This window comes from Neorhizobium phenanthreniclasticum (assembly GCF_040066075.1).
Taxonomy (GTDB): Bacteria; Pseudomonadota; Alphaproteobacteria; order Rhizobiales; family Rhizobiaceae; genus Neorhizobium; species Neorhizobium petrolearium.
On record NZ_JBEAAL010000026.1, the window covers coordinates 1 to 17,859 of the forward strand.

The 17,859-nt window shown below is 61.4% G+C and carries 18 protein-coding genes; 4 read left to right on the forward strand and 14 right to left on the reverse strand.

What is annotated here, in order from left to right:
- Window positions 1–1,039: ATP-binding protein (locus ABK249_RS25800; protein ID WP_348864436.1), on the forward strand; the 1,039-nt coding region annotated here is incomplete at its 5' end.
- Window positions 1,040–1,118: 79 nt separating this feature from the next.
- Here ABK249_RS25800 and ccoS read toward each other — a convergent pair.
- The 4 genes from ccoS to ccoG are packed head-to-tail and all read right to left on the reverse strand — an operon-like array spanning window position 1,119 to window position 5,657.
- A complete protein-coding gene (ccoS, locus tag ABK249_RS25805; RefSeq protein WP_037152270.1) occupies window positions 1,119–1,265 on the reverse strand; it encodes a cbb3-type cytochrome oxidase assembly protein CcoS in 147 nt (48 codons plus the stop codon).
- Complete coding sequence (locus ABK249_RS25810) at window positions 1,262–3,550, reverse strand: cation-translocating P-type ATPase (RefSeq protein ID WP_348864437.1); 2,289 nt, start codon at window positions 3,548–3,550, stop codon at window positions 1,262–1,264. The genes ccoS and ABK249_RS25810 overlap by 4 nt, the downstream gene beginning before the upstream one ends.
- Entirely contained in the window at window positions 3,550–4,056 is a 507-nt protein-coding gene (locus ABK249_RS25815) for a FixH family protein (RefSeq protein WP_052182898.1), read from the reverse strand. The genes ABK249_RS25810 and ABK249_RS25815 overlap by 1 nt, the downstream gene beginning before the upstream one ends.
- Window positions 4,053–5,657 (reverse strand): cytochrome c oxidase accessory protein CcoG, encoded by a 1,605-nt coding sequence (gene ccoG / locus ABK249_RS25820; protein WP_415926486.1) that lies wholly within the window; start codon window positions 5,655–5,657, stop codon window positions 4,053–4,055. The genes ABK249_RS25815 and ccoG overlap by 4 nt, the downstream gene beginning before the upstream one ends.
- 249 nt (window positions 5,658–5,906) lie before the next feature.
- On the opposite strand from ccoG, the gene ABK249_RS25825 reads away from it, so the two are divergent.
- On the forward strand, window positions 5,907–7,325 hold the full coding sequence (locus ABK249_RS25825) for an alanine/glycine:cation symporter family protein (protein ID WP_037152275.1): 1,419 nt from the start codon (window positions 5,907–5,909) through the stop codon (window positions 7,323–7,325).
- A 78-nt stretch (window positions 7,326–7,403) separates the two neighbouring features.
- Here the strand turns inward: ABK249_RS25825 and ccoP are convergent, their stop codons facing one another.
- The 4 genes from ccoP to ccoN are packed head-to-tail and all read right to left on the reverse strand — an operon-like array spanning window position 7,404 to window position 10,794.
- Window positions 7,404–8,267 (reverse strand): cytochrome-c oxidase, cbb3-type subunit III, encoded by an 864-nt coding sequence (gene ccoP, locus ABK249_RS25830; RefSeq protein WP_348864438.1) that lies wholly within the window; start codon window positions 8,265–8,267, stop codon window positions 7,404–7,406.
- 3 nt (window positions 8,268–8,270) lie between these two features.
- A complete protein-coding gene (locus ABK249_RS25835; protein WP_037152280.1) occupies window positions 8,271–8,423 on the reverse strand; it encodes a CcoQ/FixQ family Cbb3-type cytochrome c oxidase assembly chaperone in 153 nt (50 codons plus the stop codon).
- Between the two features lie 10 nt (window positions 8,424–8,433).
- Window positions 8,434–9,165 carry a cytochrome-c oxidase, cbb3-type subunit II gene (gene ccoO / locus ABK249_RS25840; protein WP_037152283.1) on the reverse strand — a complete coding sequence of 244 codons (732 nt, stop codon included), beginning with the start codon at window positions 9,163–9,165 and terminating at the stop codon, window positions 8,434–8,436.
- Between the two features lie 9 nt (window positions 9,166–9,174).
- A complete protein-coding gene (ccoN, locus tag ABK249_RS25845) occupies window positions 9,175–10,794 on the reverse strand; it encodes a cytochrome-c oxidase, cbb3-type subunit I (RefSeq protein ID WP_037152285.1) in 1,620 nt (539 codons plus the stop codon).
- 344 nt (window positions 10,795–11,138) lie between these two features.
- Here ccoN and ABK249_RS25850 point away from each other — a divergent pair, with 344 nt between their 5' ends.
- Window positions 11,139–12,242, forward strand: a complete 1,104-nt coding sequence (locus ABK249_RS25850) for an NADH:flavin oxidoreductase/NADH oxidase (protein ID WP_227704771.1) — start codon at window positions 11,139–11,141, stop codon at window positions 12,240–12,242.
- A 4-nt stretch (window positions 12,243–12,246) separates the two neighbouring features.
- Here ABK249_RS25850 and ABK249_RS25855 read toward each other — a convergent pair whose 3' ends face one another.
- From ABK249_RS25855 to ABK249_RS25880, 6 genes are read right to left on the reverse strand one after another with little or no spacing between them, the layout of a single operon-like run.
- On the reverse strand, window positions 12,247–12,750 hold the full coding sequence (locus tag ABK249_RS25855) for a hypothetical protein (RefSeq protein WP_348864439.1): 504 nt from the start codon (window positions 12,748–12,750) through the stop codon (window positions 12,247–12,249).
- Window positions 12,747–13,367, reverse strand: coding sequence for a hypothetical protein (locus tag ABK249_RS25860; protein WP_348864440.1), 621 nt, complete (start codon window positions 13,365–13,367; stop codon window positions 12,747–12,749). The genes ABK249_RS25855 and ABK249_RS25860 overlap by 4 nt, the downstream gene beginning before the upstream one ends.
- A complete protein-coding gene (locus ABK249_RS25865) occupies window positions 13,367–13,981 on the reverse strand; it encodes a hypothetical protein (RefSeq protein ID WP_348864441.1) in 615 nt (204 codons plus the stop codon). Before ABK249_RS25865 ends, ABK249_RS25860 begins: the two co-directional genes overlap by 1 nt.
- Window positions 13,978–14,739 (reverse strand): ABC transporter ATP-binding protein, encoded by a 762-nt coding sequence (locus ABK249_RS25870; protein WP_037152300.1) that lies wholly within the window; start codon window positions 14,737–14,739, stop codon window positions 13,978–13,980. Before ABK249_RS25870 ends, ABK249_RS25865 begins: the two co-directional genes overlap by 4 nt.
- Window positions 14,736–15,800 (reverse strand): FecCD family ABC transporter permease, encoded by a 1,065-nt coding sequence (locus ABK249_RS25875; protein WP_348864442.1) that lies wholly within the window; start codon window positions 15,798–15,800, stop codon window positions 14,736–14,738. Before ABK249_RS25875 ends, ABK249_RS25870 begins: the two co-directional genes overlap by 4 nt.
- Window positions 15,801–15,803: 3 nt before the next feature.
- A complete protein-coding gene (locus ABK249_RS25880; protein ID WP_348864443.1) occupies window positions 15,804–16,943 on the reverse strand; it encodes an ABC transporter substrate-binding protein in 1,140 nt (379 codons plus the stop codon).
- A 337-nt stretch (window positions 16,944–17,280) separates the two neighbouring features.
- Between ABK249_RS25880 and ABK249_RS25885 the strand changes: the two genes are divergently transcribed.
- A complete protein-coding gene (locus ABK249_RS25885) occupies window positions 17,281–17,853 on the forward strand; it encodes a GbsR/MarR family transcriptional regulator (protein WP_037152310.1) in 573 nt (190 codons plus the stop codon).
- Window positions 17,854–17,859 lie beyond the last annotated feature (6 nt).

A 17,859-nucleotide genomic window follows, 5' to 3' on the forward strand; every position in this document is an offset into this window, starting at 1 on the left:
GATCGAGAACAGGCTCTCGGATGAGAAACTACTGGCCCTGCTTCATGAAGCGCAGGATGCCGCCGGGGACGGCGCCAAGCTGACCGGCCAGCTTCTGGCCTTCGGGCGCCGCCAGCCCCTCAATCCGGAACTGGTGGATGTCGGTGGCCTGGTCTCCGGATTTGCAAATCTCTTGCGGCGGACGCTCGGCGAAACCATCGAACTTCGGACGATCGTGAACGGCACCTCCAATGAGGCGCTCGTCGATGCGTCGCAGCTCCAGAACGCGCTTCTCAACCTTGCCCTCAATGCCCGGGACGCGATGCCGCGCGGCGGCAAGCTGACGATCGACATCTCAAGGGTCAAGCTGGACGTCGATTATGCCCAGATGTATCCGCATGTGCGCACCGGCGATTATGTGCTGATCTCGGTCACGGACACGGGCACGGGAATGACGCCGGAGGTGAAGGAAAAGGCCTTCGAACCGTTCTTCACCACCAAGGGTGTCGGTTCCGGAACCGGTCTTGGCCTTTCCATGGTCTATGGGTTCGCCAAGCAGTCCGGCGGCAATATCCAGCTTTACAGCGAGCCGGGGCAGGGCACCAGCGTCAGGATTTTCCTGCCGGCAACGCAAAGAGCGAACGCAGGCATGGGATTGCAGGATGACGGTTCCCGTAAGGTCGCCGAAATTCCCGGCGGAACGGAGAAGATCCTCGTCGTTGAGGACGATCCCAGGGTGCGGCGCGTGGCGGTCTCGCGCCTGACGGACTTCGGCTATAGCATCATCGAAGCCTCGAACGGCGTGGAGGCGCTCGACCGGCTCGCCCAGAACGACGATATCGCGCTGCTGTTTACCGACATCGTCATGCCGGGTGGCATGACCGGCGACGAACTGGCGGCGGAGGTCCGGACAAGGCGTCCGAATATCAGGGTGCTGTTCACGTCGGGTTATGCCGAGCCGGCGATCGCCGGACGCGAACTTGCCCAATCGGGAAGCTGGCTGAAGAAGCCCTACACGGCACGGGAGCTTGCAGTGCGGCTCCGGGAGCTTCTGGACTAAGCCTAATCACGATCAGATTCGGGGGGCAGGCCCCTTGAACGCCGAGGATAACTCGGGGGGCGCCGGCGAGGTGACAGGCTCATTCCGGCGGGTCCTCTTCAAGGATCCGCCAGGCTGCTCCATCGAGGTCTTCGTATTGACCGCTCTTCAGCGACCAGAGGAAAGCAAAAAGCCCCAGACCTCCGAGAAAGAGCGCAATGGGAATGAGATAGATCAGCATGTTCATGCGAGCCGAGCCTCCCCGGGATGTGCCGGATTGGCTTCGGCTCCGGCAGACGCCATCTTTTGCGCGCTGCCAAGCCGGTTAAGTCGCAATGCATTGGCGACGACGATGATGGACGAAGTCGACATGGCGATTGCAGCGATTAGCGGCGTCGCATATCCGGCAAGCGCGATCGGCACGGCAATCATGTTGTAGCCGATGGCAAGCGCAAAGTTCTGGCGGATCAGCCGGCCTGCGCGCCGCGAGATGTCGATCGCCAGCGGCACCGCATCAAGACTCTCGTGCATGAAAACGAAGTCGGCCGTCTGCCGTCCGATATCGGCGGCCGTAGCCGGTGCGATGGAGACATGCGCGGCAGCCAGGGCCGGCGCGTCGTTGATGCCGTCGCCGACCATGAGCACCTTGTGTCCCTTTTCCGTTAGCGAACGGCAGAATTCCGCCTTGTCCTTCGGAGTAAGCTCCCCCCGCCAGTGATCGACGCCGAGGCGCGATGCCAGGCCGCGGACGGCGCTCGTGCGATCACCCGAGAGAATACCACTCGCCAGACCTTGAGCCGAAAGATCGTCGATAACGGCCCGGGCATCGGGGCGTAGCTCGTCTTCGAAACGGAAGCAGGCGAGTTCTTCTCCATTATGCGACAGCACGACTTCGAGCGTCGAATCCGCCGAAGGGTCGAAACTTGCTGTCGCGCAGGCGAAGCGGCGATTGCCCAATCGGTAGATTCCATTGACCGTGCGGGCTTCCAGACCTTTGCCCGGCAACTCGACAACTTCATTAAAAACCGGCATGGGACCGGAGGCGATATCATAGAGTGCCTTGGAGAGAGGGTGGCGCGAATGCGCCGCAAGGCTGGCGGCCAGTGCCAGATGGTGTGGTGCTGCTTTGCCTGCATCGACCAGCTTCGGCCTGCCGAGGGTGAGTGTACCGGTCTTGTCGAAGAGCACGGAATCGATCTCGGCCAACCGTTCCATGGCGGAACCGTCCTTGACCATGATGCCGTTCTTGAACAGCCGCCCGGCCGCCACGACCTGCACCACGGGTACGGCGAGGCCGAGCGCGCAAGGGCAGGTGATGATGAGTACCGCGATGGCGATCAGCATCGCCTGTTTCCAGTCCCCGCCGATGAAGCCCCAGAAAAGGAAAGCTGCAAGCGCCAGAAGATGAACCGCGGGCGAATAGTATTGCGCGGCGCGATCGGCAATGCGGCGATAGCGGGCCCGGCCGCCTTCGGCTGCTTCCATCAGCGCGATGATCTCGGAGAGGAAAGAATCCCTGGCTGCCGCCGTCGCTTTCAGCACGAGCATGCCGGTGAGGCTGAGTGTACCGGCCTGGACCGTGTCGCCTGCCTTGAGCGGCCGGGGAGCACTTTCGCCATTGACGATCGAAACATCCATGTCGCTTGCGCCGCTTTCGACGATCCCGTCGACTGGAACGCGTTCACCCACGGCAATCGCGATGCGGTCGCCCGGTGTGATCTCCTCGATTGCCCGATATTCCCGTGAACCGTCTGTGCCGATGACCATGGCGCCGCGCGGCGAGAGCCTTGCAAGCCCGCTGATCGCGGCGCGGGCCCGGTCGCGCATGATGTGGTCCAGCGCACGGCCGATCAGCAGGAAGAAGAGCAGCGATACCGTTGCGTCGAACCAGGCGTGTTCTCCATGATGCATCGTTTCCCAGAGAGATACCGCGTAGGAAAGCGTGATGGCGAGCGCGATCGGCACATCCATGTTGGTGCGGCCGCGCCGGAGCGCCTGCCAGGCCGACTGATAGAAGAAGCGACCGCCATAGATCAGTGCGGGTGCTGCGATCATGGCCGAGATCCAGTGAAAGAGATCGCGGGTGGCGGCGTCGGCACCGGACCAGACGGAGACGGAGAGCAGCATGATATTGGCCGCGGCAAAACCAGAGACGGCAACGGCACGAATGAACTCGCGCTGCAGCCTGCCGCCCGTATCCTCAACATTCGAGAAGAGGTGGGCATCGTAGCCTGTCGCATCGATGATGGCCCTGACAAGCGTAACCGGGTCCGTGAGCTCGGCTCCGACCTTTTCTCTCCAGACAACGGACACGCGCTTCGTGGAAAGATTGACGCGTGCACGCTCGACTGCCGGAAGCGCCTTCAGCGCCTTTTCTATTGTCGTTATGCAGGCGCCGCAATGGACCTGCGGCACGCTGAGATCGGTCTGACGCAACCCGGCCCCCACAGCCCGGCTCGACAGCACAAGCTCGTCCGAGGAGGGCAGAGAGCGCCCGAGTGAGCCTTCGGTGCCTGGTGCGCAGCAACTCATTATTGCCCCCGGAGAACGGCAATGCGCTCGGCCTGATGCAGGATGCGCTTGCCGTCCCTGAACGCGCTGGCATCGACGATCCACTGGCCGGGAAGAAGTTCATGCGTGGCGGTGAAAACCCCCTTGGTTCCAGGCGCAAGATCGAGTTCGAAGTCCTGATGCTCCCCGACCGGTCGCTTGAACTGCAGTGTCAGGCTATCTGCTGCGACCGGTCCGTCCTCCAGATGGAAAACCTCATAACGAATGTCGGAGCCGGCGACATTCAGTTTACCGGTAACACCGGTCGCTGAGAGCGCGCGCGCCTCGGCAGCCTTGCCGTTGAACTGCTGGCTGGCGACATAGGTGTTTTGGGCTACCAATCCGCTCCAGCTCGTGATGGCATTATACGCCATGTAGAAATTCACCGAGATGATGGTGCCGAAGAAGAGCACCATGACGCCCGCCATATGCCACCCGGTGAAAATGAAGGATTTTTGCTGGTTCGTGTTCACGCGCGTCGTGCTCATTTCCGTCCTCCCGGGTGTCTGCCTTCAGGAGCGTTGAAGACTGCTCCGTGAACGTCCTTTTCGTGGCTGGACCGATCTTCGGCTATGAAGTGAAAATCCTTGGCCTCGTCGGAGATCGCATCCTTTGGAAGCGTCACGAAGACCTTGAGCGCCAATGCCTTGTCCGGTTCTGCCTGCACGGCAAAGAGGCGGCCGGGCACGTCGGAGACCCCCGTGATCTTCATGGTTGCCTCCGGCAGCCCATCCATCGAGATCAGGATCGTGCGCGGCTCGGGAATCATGTTGAGCAGTCTGACCGTATAGCCGTTACGGATCGAACCATCGGATTCCAGCACGAATTGCGGATTGCGGTCATGAAGGACATTGATCTCCAGTCGATCGCGCGAAAGGAGCGCGTAGATGAGACCAAGCCCGACCGCAGTCCAGACGCCGAAATAAAGCAGGGTTCGCGGGCGGAGGATGATCTTCCAGTCGAAATGACGGACCTTGTCGATAAAGGATCCGTCGGGGTTGCGCACGCGAGTCGGGTCGATGGTCGTCATGCCGCCACCTGTCGCAAGTGCCATGTTCACCTCATATTCGTTGAGGGTCGCATAGGCGATGAGACCACGCGGCTTGCCGATCTTGTCCATGACGCTGTCGCAAGCGTCGATACAGAGCGCACAGGTGATACAGGCAAGCTGCTGCCCGTCGCGGATGTCGATGCCCATGGGACAGACGGCGACGCAGGCGTTGCAATCGACGCAATCACCGACGGGGAGGCCCGCGGCTGCGGCTTTCTTGGCGCCCCGGGTGCGCGGTTCACCGCGCCAGTCGTTGTAGGTCACGACGAGCGAGTTCTCATCGAGCATCGCGGCCTGGATGCGTGGCCAGGGACACATGTAGATGCAGACCTGCTCGCGCATCAGCCCGCCGAGGACGTAGGTCGTGGCCGTCAGGATGGCGACGGTGGAATAGGCGACAGGGGCCGCATTGCCCGTGATGAAATCGAAGGCGAGGGAAGGCGCATCGGCGAAATAGAAAATCCAGGCGCCGCCGGTCGCGACGGCAATGATGATCCAGGTGGAATGCTTCGCGACACGCTTCCCGATCTTGTCGAAGGTCCATGGCGCCGCATCGAGCTTCATGCGTGCGTTCCGGTCCCCCTCGAAGAAGCGTTCGACGGCGAGGAAGAGATCGACCCAGACCGTCTGGGGACAGGTGTAGCCGCACCAGGCTCGCCCGACGGCGGATGTAACAAGGAACAGGCCGAAACCCGCCATGACCAGGAGGCCCGCGACGAAGAAGAATTCCTGCGGCCAGATTTCGATGAAGAAGAAATAGAATCGGCGGGTGGCAAGGTCCACCAGGACCGCCTGGTCGGGCGCGAACGGGCCACGATCCCACCGGATCCAGGGCGTCAGATAATAGATGCCAAGCGTGACGAGCATCACCAGCCATTTGAAGCGACGGAACTGTCCCTCGGCTCGCTTGGGGAAAATCTTCTTGCGTTTCTCATAAAGCGGTTCGCCGGCTTTCTTGGGCGGATGCGCCGACTTGACGTCAATGCGTTCAACCATCTGGCCGGCGGGTTCGGAAGAAGGCGAGGTGTAGAGATTCATGAGAAGGATCCTTTGTCCCTTGCCTTCTCGCACCGACGGCCGCCAGTCTCCTTGACTTATGTCAACGATGCGCCGCCTCGCCGCAGGCACCGGATGCGACAAAACAGCTTCGCCTTGCCATCATTGCTGGAATGACGTTCCGATACATAGCTGCCGATTGAACTGCAGCGAGGTGCTTCCCATTTCAGGCGGCCGCCCTACTCTCATTTTTTGTTCCAGAGAACTGGAAATGCAGTGAGAGGGGAAGAAATGACTGCCGTAATTGGATTTCTCAACACGGTCTTCTGGGGTTATGTCCTTATCTATGGGCTTCTCGCCGTTGGCCTCTATTTCACCATCCGGCTGAAGCTCATCCAGATTCTGCATTTCGGGGAGATGTTCCGGGTTCTGGGAAGGAGCCAGAGCGAAGACAAGGCCGGGATCAGCCCTTTCCAGGCTTTGACCGTCAGCCTCGCCTCGCGTGTCGGCACCGGAAATCTTGCCGGCGTTGCCGTGGCCCTTTACCTTGGGGGGCCTGGCGCCACCTTCTGGATGTGGATGGTCGCCCTTGTAGGGATGGCGACAGCCTATTCCGAAAGCGCCCTTGCCCAGCTCTATAAGGTCAAGAACGAAGAGGGCATGTATCGCGGCGGGCCGGCCTTCTATATCGCGCGCGGACTAGGGGCTCCCTGGGCCGGGGTGATTTTCTCCATCTGCTTGATCCTGTCCTTCGGCCTGGTCTTCAATGCCGTCCAGGCCAATTCCATTGCCGATGCCATGCAGGGCGCATTCGGCTTGCCGAAGATCGGCGTCGGCATCGGTCTGGCCATTCTTTCGGGCATCGTTATCTTCGGCGGTATCAGGCAGATCGCCCGCGTCGCCGAAGTCATCGTTCCATTCATGGCGATCGCTTACCTGCTGATGGCAATCTATGTGCTGATCACCCACGCGAACCTCGTTCCGGGCGTCATCGGCACGATCGTTGGCGGCGCTTTCGGTTGGCAGGAGGCTGCAGGCGGTGTCACCGGCGGCATCATGGCCGCGATGATGAACGGGGTCAAACGGGGCCTCTTCTCCAACGAGGCCGGCATGGGGTCAGCCCCCAATATTGCGGCTGTCGCCACTCCCGATCCGCACCACCCCTCCTCGCAGGGTTTCGTGCAGGCGCTCGGCGTGTTCATCGACACGATCCTCATCTGCACGGCGACTTCGGTGATGATCCTGCTTTCCGGCACGCTCGTTCCCGGTAGCGGCGTCACCGGCACGCAACTCACCCAGGCCGCGATGAACGCGCACATCGGAGCCTTCGGGACCTATTTCATCGCCATCGCCATCTTCTTCTTCGCTTTCACCTCGATCATCGGCAACTATTCCTATGCCGAGAACGCGTTGACTTTCCTCGGGGCCGGCAACAGGATGGGGCTTGCGATCATGCGGTCGGCGGTGTTGGCAATGGTCATTTGGGGCGCCTATGAAAGTGTCACGACGGTCTTCGATGCGGCAGACGCATCGATGGGCCTGATGGCAACGATCAACCTTATCGCCATCCTCTTGCTCTCCGGAACGGTAGTGAAGCTCACCCAGGACTATTTCGATCAACGGAAAGCCGGCACGGTACCGGTTTTCCATGCGGCGGATTACCCGGAACTCAAGGGCAAGATCGACTCTTCGATCTGGACCAGGGATTGACTGAAACAGAAGAGGGCCGCGCCGATGGTTTCGGCGCGGCCTTCTGACAATCTGAATCAATCTTGGCTGAGGCAGGATTTATTCCCCGCCACCCAGCGAATGGATATAGACAGCGAGCTGCTTGACGGCCGTATCTCCGAGGCGGCCGGTCCAGGCCGGCATCACGCCGTGCTTCGGAGAGCGCACCTGATTGGCGATCTCCGCCTCGGTGCTTGCCTTCAGCCAGATGGCGTCTGCAAGGTTGGGAGCACCCAGATCGCGATTGCCTTCCGCGTTCTCGCCGTGGCACGAGGCGCAATTGTCGATGAAAACCTGCTTGCCGGCTTCGGCAAGCGAAGGATCTTGCGGCACGCTGGTGAGGCTGATGACATAAGCGGCGACCTGACGGATTTCCTCAGGCTGCAACATGTCGCCGAACGCCGGCATTTCGGAGATCCGGGTCTCGGGATCGACAGTGTCGCGGATACCATGGGAAATCGTTTGGAAGATGGCATTGACATCGCCACCCCACAACCATTCATCGTCGTTGAGGTTGGGATAGCCCTGGCCGCCGGCAGCACCCGTGCCGTGGCAAGGCGTGCAGTTGACGCGGAAAGCCGCCGCCCCACCCGCCGTCGCAAACTGCGAGAGCTGCGGATCGGCGAGGATATCTTCGAGCGACGAACTTGAGATTTTCTCCAGCACGACGCCCTGTGCGGCCTTCGCCGCGCCGACGTCCGCCGCCAGCTCGGCACGGCTTGAATAGCCGAGTACGCCACTGGTCGCATCAGTCAGCATCGGCCACGCCGGATAAAGCACGGTATAGACAAGGGCCCAGAGGATCGTTCCGTAGAAGGTCCAGAGCCACCAGCGCGGCAGCGGATTGTTGAGTTCGCGAATACCGTCCCATTCGTGGCCGGTGGTCTCGACGCCGCTCAGATCATCGATATGTTTGTCCGCCATGTTTCAATCCTCCTTCAGAGGGATCTGGGCGGCCTCGTTTGCGGAGGCTTTTGCACCAGGGCGAAATGTGAAGACGAGAACGCCGATGAAGAAGAGGGTCATGGCGAGCAGACCCCAGCTATCGGCGAAGTGACGCATGGCCGTGTAGAGTTCCATCTCTCTTCTCCTATCGGTAGCCGGCTGCGTCATCGTAGGTCGAGAAGTCGACCAGGGTGCCGAGCATCTGCAGATAGGCGACGAGTGCGTCCATCTCCGTCAGGTTGGTGGGGTCGCCATCGAAATCCCCGATTTTGGCCTTCGGATAACGGGCAAGCAACGCCGAAGTGTCGGCATTCGGGTCGGCCTGCGCCGCCAGATCCGCCTTGGCGTTGTCGATCATCTCGTCCGTATAGGGAACGCCGACCGTGCGATTGGCCTTGAGTTCCATGGAGACGTCGGTCACCTTGAGCGGAGTCTGCTTGAGGAAGGCATAGCTTGGCATCACCGATTCCGGGACCACGTCGCGCGGTTCGGTCAGGTGCTGCACGTGCCATTCGTTGGAGTAGCGGTCGCCGACGCGGGCAAGGTCCGGGCCGGTGCGCTTCGAGCCCCACTGGAATGGATGATCGTACATCGATTCCGCCGCCAGGCTGTAATGGCCATAACGCTCGACCTCGTCCCGGAAGGGGCGGATCATCTGGCTGTGACAGACGTAACAGCCCTCGCGGATATAGATGTCGCGGCCAGCGAGCTCCAGTGGCGAGTAGGGCCGCATGCCTTCCACCTTTTCGATCGTGTTCTCAAGGTAGAAGAGCGGGGCGATTTCCACGATGCCGCCGACTGATACGACGAGCAGCGAGCCAACGAGCAGCAATGTCGCATTGCGCTCGATGAACTTGTGTTTATCGATAATGGACATGGGTCCTCCTTATTCCGCCGGCTGGAGGGCGGGTGCCGCACCGGTTTCCCGTTCGCGCCGCTCGTAACCGAGGATGGTCATGGTGATGTTGAAGGCCATGATGAGCCCGCCGGCGAGATACATGACACCGCCTACGGCACGCAGCACGTAGTAGGGGAACATGGCCGCCACCGTTTCGGCGAACGAATAGACCAGGAAGCCCTGATCGTCGTATTCGCGCCACATCAGACCCTGCTGCACACCGGCAACCCACATGACGGCGGCGTAGACGACGATGCCGAGCGTGGCGAGCCAGAAATGCCAGTTGACGAGGTCGAGGCTGTAAAGCCGGTTACGGTTCCAGAGCTTCGGTGTAAGGTAATAGACTGCACCGAAGGTGATCATGCCGACCCAGCCAAGCGCGCCGGAATGCACGTGTCCGATCGTCCAGTCCGTATAGTGGCTGAGCGAGTTGACGGCCTTGACCGACATCATCGGGCCTTCGAAGGTCGACATGCCGTAGAAGGCGATGGCGATGACCATCATGCGGATGATCGGGTCGGTGCGGATCTTGTCCCAGGCGCCCGAGAGCGTCATCAGGCCGTTGATCATGCCGCCCCAGGAGGGCATCCACAGCATGATCGAGAACACCATGCCGAGCGTCTGTGCCCAGTCGGGAAGCGCGGTGTAGTGCAGGTGGTGCGGACCGGCCCAGATATACATGAAGATCAGAGCCCAGAAGTGGATGATCGACAGACGGTAGGAATAGACGGGCCGTCCAGCCTGTTTCGGCACGAAATAGTACATCATGCCGAGGAAGCCGGCGGTCAGGAAGAAGCCGACGGCGTTGTGGCCGTACCACCACTGTGTCAGTGCATCCTGGACACCCGAAAAGGCCGAATAGCTTTTGACGCCGAGGAAGGAAACCGGAATAGCCAGGTTGTTCACCACATGCAGCATGGCGATGGTGACGATGAAGGCGAGATAGAACCAGTTTGCCACATAGATATGCGGCTCCTTGCGCATGAGAATCGTGCCGAGGAAAACCACCAGATAAGCGACCCAGACGATAGTCAGCCAAAGGTCGACATACCATTCAGGCTCCGCATATTCGCGGCTCTGGGTGATCCCGAGCAGATAGCCGGTCGCCGCCATGACGATGAAGAGCTGATAACCCCAGAAGACGAACCAGGCCAGGTCGCCGCCGAAGAGCCGGGCGCGCGAGGTGCGTTGCACCACATAAAAAGAGGTTGCGATCAGCGCATTGCCGCCGAAGGCGAAGATGACCGCCGAGGTATGCAGCGGGCGCATGCGGCCGAAATTGAACCAGGGCTCGATATTGAGATCCGGAAAGGCAAGCTGCAGAGCGATGACGACGCCGACCAGGAAGCCGACAACGCCCCAGAAGACTGTAGCAATGGTGCCGTATTTGATGACTTCGTCGAAATATTCGGATTTTATCGCTGCAGCCGGTCTCTGTCCTGCCGGAGCAAACGAAATCCGGCGGAGCATGAGGATCGTGCTGACGAGCAGCACGAAGAACAGGACCCACATGTGGGCGGCAAACAGACTATCATGGGCATAGGCTGCTCCAAGCAGGGCAAGGAACGTGCCTATCGCCAACCAGATGGTTTCTGAGACGTGATTCATGGTCTTTGGCCTCGCAACGCGGGAGCGCGGTGCTGGTTGATGGATTGCTGACCATGATCTGCTGACATACGGCAAACAGCGACGCTTTGATTTGCATCAAGGGCGTGGCCGTCGACGTGCAGCCGGATCGTCCGGCACGCGGCCCGCTTGCATGCCGAAAGACGATCCGACAGCGTCGCAGCACCTTATGTTGTTCAAGAAACGGTGTAAGGGCGGCGGCCGGGCACGCCTCCCCTCAGTGTGACTTGAAGCGGCAGGCATGATTTGCCAAAAAAGCCGGAACCGATCTCCGGCGCAAACCTCCTCCCACCTCGAGTGCCATCGATCGCACAAAGGAATCAGCCATGGCCCAGCCCGTTCTCTTCACGCCCTTCCGCGTCCGCAACCTCGAACTCGAAAATCGCATCGTTATCGCGCCCATGTGCCAGTATTCGGCAGAAGACGGATGCATGACCGACTGGCATCTGATCCATCTCGGTCAGCTTGCATTGTCGGGTGCAGCATTGTTGACGATCGAGGCGACCGGTGTCGTGCCGGAAGGCCGTATTACCTATGCGGATGTCGGGCTTTACAACGATGCGACCGAGGCCGCGATGGCCCGGGTACTCGAAGGCATCCGCAAATGGTCGGACATGCCGATTTCGGTTCAGCTTGCCCATGCCGGCCGCAAGGCTTCGACCGATCGCCCCTGGTCCGGCGGCGGCCAGATCGCCCCGGATCATCCGAATGGCTGGCAGACCGAGTCGGCTTCGGCGATCCCGTTCAACCCGAAATACGTTCCGCCGGTCGCTCTCGACAAACAAGGGCTGAAGCGTGTGCGCGACGCCTTTGCGGCTTCCGCCGTGCGCGCGGCCCGGATCGGTCTTGATGCGATCCAGATCCATGCCGCGCATGGCTACCTGCTCCACCAGTTCCTGTCGCCGCTGTCCAATCAGCGGACCGACGAATACGGCGGTTCCCTCGAAAATCGCGCCCGTTTCCCGCTCGAAGTCTTCGATGCGGTGCGTCAGGCATTCCCATCCGACAAGGCGGTGACGGTGCGTGTTTCCGCAACCGACTGGGTCGAGGGCGGTCTCGACATCGACCAGACCGTCGCTTTTGCCCAGATGCTGGATGAGAGGGGTTGCGATGCGATCCACGTATCGAGCGGCGGCCTGCATCCCGAACAGAAGATCCCGCTTGGCCCAAGCTACCAGGTTCCATTGGCTCGTGCCGTTAAGGCCGCGGTCAAAATGCCGGTCGTGGCGGTCGGGCTCATCACGGAGCCGGTTCAGGCGGAAGCGATCGTCGCGACAGGCGATGCCGACATCGTCGCGCTGGCGCGTGCCGTGCTCTACGATCCGCGCTGGTCCTGGCATGCGGCAGCGGAACTCGGCGCTCAGGTCAAGCCCGCGCCTCAATATCTCCGCTGCCAGCCATCCCAGTTCAGGAACCTGTTCAAAGCCTGATTGATCAGGCCTCTTCGTAAAGGGCGTCGGCCGGAGCCGCGAGCAGCCGGTCGGCCATTTCCTGCTTCAGGTAGGTCAGGCGCTCTTCCTCCTGCGGGCTGCGGTCCGGTTTCTGGCCGAGGCGGATGAATTCTTCCCGCACATGGCCGTCCTTGAGCTGCAGGGTGACCGTCTTGCCGCGATAGGTGAGCTCGAAGACGTAGCGCTGCAGGACATCGCCGCGCTCCGGCTTCTCCAGCGCGTGATCGACCGTATAGCGTCCCTCCGTCAGGCCGCGCGTGATCATTTCGAAAGCGTCGCGCCCGCCGGGACCGCGAAAGGCGGTGCGAGTGACGATCTCGCGTCGCTCCGGCGGGCCGTCGGGGCTGACGAGGGGAAAGCCGCGCTGCATCACCTTGAAGGCGTGCGCCACGCCACCCGGAAAGCCGAAGCCGTGGAAGTGCATGATGTCGGCATAGGTGTAGGAGAGCGGCTTGCCGTTCTCGAGAACATCGATTCTATCGGTCATTTTCGTGGTGCTCCGTCCAGCTCTTCGCGCATCCAGGGCAGGAAACCGTCCAGGAAGCGCGTCGTTGCCGGCATGAAATGCGACCCGTGATGGAAGCACGGATCGAGGCTGGTGATGATCATGCGACCGGGCGTCGTCACCTCGTCCACATAGAAGATCGGCTTTCCGTCGCCATTGATGGCGAGCACCTGCGAGCCGTCGGGCGGGTCGAACCAGCCGTGCAGGTGCCAGGTGAGGTCCCTCTCTCCGAGGCGGCCGAAGAGAGAATGATCTGGCGAGGCGATTCGGACGCCGAGGTCGGCGCCGGGTGTTAGCCACCACCACCAGTTCGTCGGCTGGGGCGTGAAGGTGATGCCGGGCAGGAAGACCTCCAGGGCCGTCTCGCCGGTGGCGACGATCGTGCCACCCTGGTCCAGATAGGCGCGGAGCTGATCGGCATGCGGCGTCAGCCGATCTGCAGGCGTGCGGCAGGGAATGAAGACAACGGCGTGTTCGGCAATGTCCTCGCCGGGCAGGTCTTCCGGCCGCACGAGCCTGTCGAAGTAATGAGCATAACGCGGTGCTTCGAGCGTCTCGATATGATAGTAGGCGCCGGGATGGATCGCGAGGATGCTCATCAGTTCAATTCTCCGGAAAGCCACGCGACGGAGCGATGGGCAAGCAGTTTCTTGATTTCGGGATCGTCGCCGCAGCCCCAGAAGTCGTTTCCCGCATGGGAGAGGAGTTCGCCGCCCTCAGGCCGCGCCCACACCCAGTCGACCGGGATTTTTGCCGGCCCGAGCGCATTGATGACGACTGCACCTTCCGGCGGCGGATTGTGTCCTCGGCCATAGAAGCCGGCGACGCCGCGATTCGTTTCGAGCTTCTTCTGGTCAATCCCGGCGAAGATCGGGTGATCGTGGAGCCGGGTCTGGTCGAAATCAGGCCGTTTCGGTTGGGGCATGGGGATGTAAGTCCCGAGCTCCGGCAGGATCGGCCGCAGGATATGACCGTGATGGATCCACCGGCCGCCGCGATCGAGGAAACCCGCGACCGCCGATGCGAAACGCTGGAAGCCGATCTGGTCGAGATGCGTGGTTGTGATCAGGCCGCGGGCCGTGTCGAAATGTTCCTCGGTGAGTTCCATCTCGCGCACCACTTTCGTGGCTCCCGAGGCGACGGCATCCGCAAAGAGCGGTGCCGTCATGGCAAACGGCTCCTGGTAGTGAGACTGGATCATCAGGATGGTCATGCGGCGCGGATTCCTGCAAAGGCGGGCAGAACTGCCCGGTGGGTTTCTCCGGAGGGGCCGTCAAGCTCGACGACCCGCATCGGCACGCCGTAAAGGCGCTCCAGATGGTCCGGTGTGATCGTCTCGGCAACGGGGCCGAACAGCGGTGGCTGGCCGTCCGGCATCATCAGCAGTGCATCGTCCGCGGCGGTCAGTGCATGATTCGGATCGTGGGTGGTGAAGACGATCGCCTTGTCGCGCGGTGCGCGCAGCGCGTTGAGCAACGTCAGCAGCCGTTCCTGGTTGTGAAGGTCGAGGGCCGCGGCGGGCTCGTCGAGAACCAGTGCTTCCGAGCCGGTCGCCAATGCACGGGCGAGCAGCACGAGCTGCCTTTCACCTCCGGACAGCCGGTCGAAGAAATGATCGGCGAATCGGACAGCACCGGCTTTCTCCAACGCCGAATGAGCGATGGCAAAGTCGTTCGAGCCCGGCTGGCCGAACAGGCCGAGATGGGCGGCACGACCCATGACGGCGATATCGATCGCCCGGTAGCGCTGGTTGCTGGTGCCGGTCTGCGGTACGTAGCCGACGATCTCCGGCGCGATCCGCTGGCCGGTATCCAGCCGCTGGAAGCCGAGCATCGCTTTCAGCGTCGTCGTCTTGCCGCGGCCGTTGGGGCCGAGGATGGCGAGCGTCCGGCCGACCGGCACGGAGAAGCTCAAGCCGTCGATGATAGTTCGAGCGCCGAAACGGACGATGGCGTCCTCAAGGCCGATCATGATCCGGTCCTTTCACGGTAGTGGTTGCGCAGCAGGACCGCGAAGATCGGCGCGCCGACCAGCGCGGTGATCACGCCAAGCGGGATTTCGGCGGCGGTTGCGGTGCGGGCGAGCGTATCGATGATCACCATGAACCCTGCGCCGAGGACGACGGAGGCCGGCAGCAGCGCACGATGATCGTGTCCGACCAGCAGGCGGGCCGCATGCGGGATGACGATGCCGATCCAGCCGATGATGCCGGAGACGGCCACCTGGCTGCCGACGATCACGGCGATCAGCCCGAAGACCAGCCAGCGCTCGCGGGTCGTATTGGCGCCGAGGCTCTGCGCTTCGGCCTCATCCAGCGACAGGATATTGAGGCGGAAGCGGAGCATCCATAGAAGCACGGCTCCGAGGATGAGGCCGGGTGCCGCGATCAGGGTGCGTTCCCAGGTGGCGGTTGCGAACGATCCCATCAGCCAATAGACGATGGCCGGCAGCGAGGTGTTGGGATCGGCGACGAATTGCAGAAGCGACACGACCGCCGAAAACATCGAACTGATGACGAGGCCGGAAAGAATGACGGTGACCGTCTCGGTCCGGCCGTTGATGCGTGAGAGCATGCCGACGAGGATGAGTGCCGCCATGCCGAAAACAAAGACCATGGCGATCAGCGGAAAACCCCAGATGCCGAGCATGATCGCCAGGGCTCCGCCGAAGGCTGCTCCTTGGGAAATGCCGAGAATATCCGGCGAGACGAGCGGATTGCGGAAGACGCCCTGAAGCGCTGCGCCGGCGACGGCAAGCCCGGCACCGGCAAGCGCCGCCAGAACGACGCGCGGCGCCCGGACGAGCAGCACGATGCGCTCGTCGATGCTAGCAAGCTCCCGCGCCGGATTGATGATGCCGAGCCAGATGAGCTCCAGCGCCCGACCCGCCGGAACCGAAAAGCGGCCGACGCAGAGGCTGACCACGAAGGCGACGGCGAAGAGCGCCAGGAGTGCGGAGAAGACGGCCGTCTGCCTCGCGATATGTGAACGACGGGCCACCGGGGCCGCCCCATCCTGCGTCACGACCGCCATCTCTTATTCCGCCTTGAACTGCGTGTAGTTCGCAGCATCGCCTTGCTGCTTGGTCCAGAGGATATCGTCGATATCCGCGTCGGTAAGCTCGTAATTGTAGAGCGTCTTGTATGCGGTCTTCACCTCGCCGCGGACATCGTATTTGAAGACGTCCGGCTGGATCAGATTGGCTGCCCACATCCAGGAGAGCGGCGACTCCTGGTTCGGCGGATCCCAGCGATAGCCACCAAGCGGCATCTTGTAGACGCGCTTGTTCCTTGCAGCCTTGGTGAGCGACAGGATCGGATCGTTGTAGACCCAGTCCACACCAAGTTTGGCCTCGAAGGCATTCAGCAGGATCACGTCGGGATCCCACTCGGCGATCTGTTCCTTGTTGATCGAAACCGTGCCGTTTAGTTCGGCAGATGCGTTTCTGCCGCCGACGAGTTCGATATACCAGGCATTGTAATTACCCTTGGTGCCTGACGCTGTGATGTCGGAGAGGGCTCGGCCGACATAAAGCACGTTGGGGCGTTTGTCCTCAGGGATGGTTTTGGCCTTCGCCTCGATATCCTTCTGGATGTGGTCGCGCCACTCGACCAGTTCGCCGATCCGCTCCGGCTTGCCGAGCGCCGTGGAGGCCAGGGTCATATATTCACGGGTCAGCTCTTCGGTGCCGTAGAGGATCAGCATGGCGGTAAGCCCGGCATTGGTGATCGGCGCGACGATATCGTTGCCGCGACCGCCCCACTGGATGACGAGGTCGGGATTGGTGGCTGTCAGCGCCTCGACATTCGGCACGAAGTTCGGCGCGGTCACGTCGGAGGGAATATCTTTCGCTTCGGGGAAGATCTTGCCGAGAATGCCTTCCGTCACGGCGCTCTTGGCGGTCGGGTTCATGCCGACGAGCTTGCTTGTGGAACCGTCCAGCGCGATGACAGTGGATGCCATCGGGATGACGATCGAGACGATCCGCTCGGCCGCCTTGGCGAGGTAGACTTCGCGGTTTTCCTGATCCTTGAAGACGATCTCCTCTGCCGCGACGCCCTGAGCAAGGGTGCCCGCCAGCAGGCCGGAAAAGGCAGCGGCGAGAAGGCCGCGAGAGGCAATACGGATAAGCCGAACCATCATCTGTCCCCGATTGGTTGCTGTGTCGGGGAGCATTCCTAATCCGCGCGATTAATGTTGTCTACAAATCTCCACTTTAAATTTGATCGCAGATGCAAATCTCCGAAACGGGGGTGATATGGCAGTCCGGTCGCGGAGGATCCTTCTTGCCGGCCGCGTTGTTCGCGCCCCGACATTGCCGGACGACTCGGCGCGGAACCTTGCCGCCCATTCCGGTCTCGCGCCGCCTGTCTTAGCGTTCGTGCCCCGCCTTGTCTGCGGTTTCCCTCAAGCTCTTGTGAGCGTCTGAAGAAGGATTCGTTCTTGCGCAGATGCAGCACGCTGAGTATATGAATTTCAGAAATTTCTGAAATCTCTGTCTGGATTGAATTTTATGAACCTTCCTCCCATCGTCCAATCTTTCGTGCTGCATTTCGGCGAGATGGGAAGCCGCTGGGGCATCAACCGCACGGTCGGCCAGATCTATGCGCTGCTCTATGTATCGCCCGAGCCGCTGTGCGCCGATGAGATTGTCGAGGCGCTCGGCATTTCCCGTTCCAACGTCTCGATGAGCCTGCGCGAGCTCCAGGGCTGGAACCTCGTGCTCCTCAAGCACTTGCCTGGCGACCGACGGGATTTCTTCACCACGCCGGATGATGTCTGGCAGATTCTGCGAACGCTTGCCGAGGAAAGGAAGAAGCGCGAGATCGATCCGACACTTTCGGTCCTGCGCGAAATCCTGATGCAGCAGCCCGCCGGTGACGACGAGCGTTTCGCGCAGGAACGCATGGCGGAAATGCATACGTTGATCGAGCGCCTGACGAACTGGTACGATGATGTCAAACAGCTCGATACGGATCGGTTGGCGATGCTGCTCGGACTCGGATCGAAGGTCACCAAGCTCCTGGAGGCCAAGGACAGGATCGTCTCCATTGGTCGCCGGAAACCGGCAAACGGGGAGCAATGACGATGG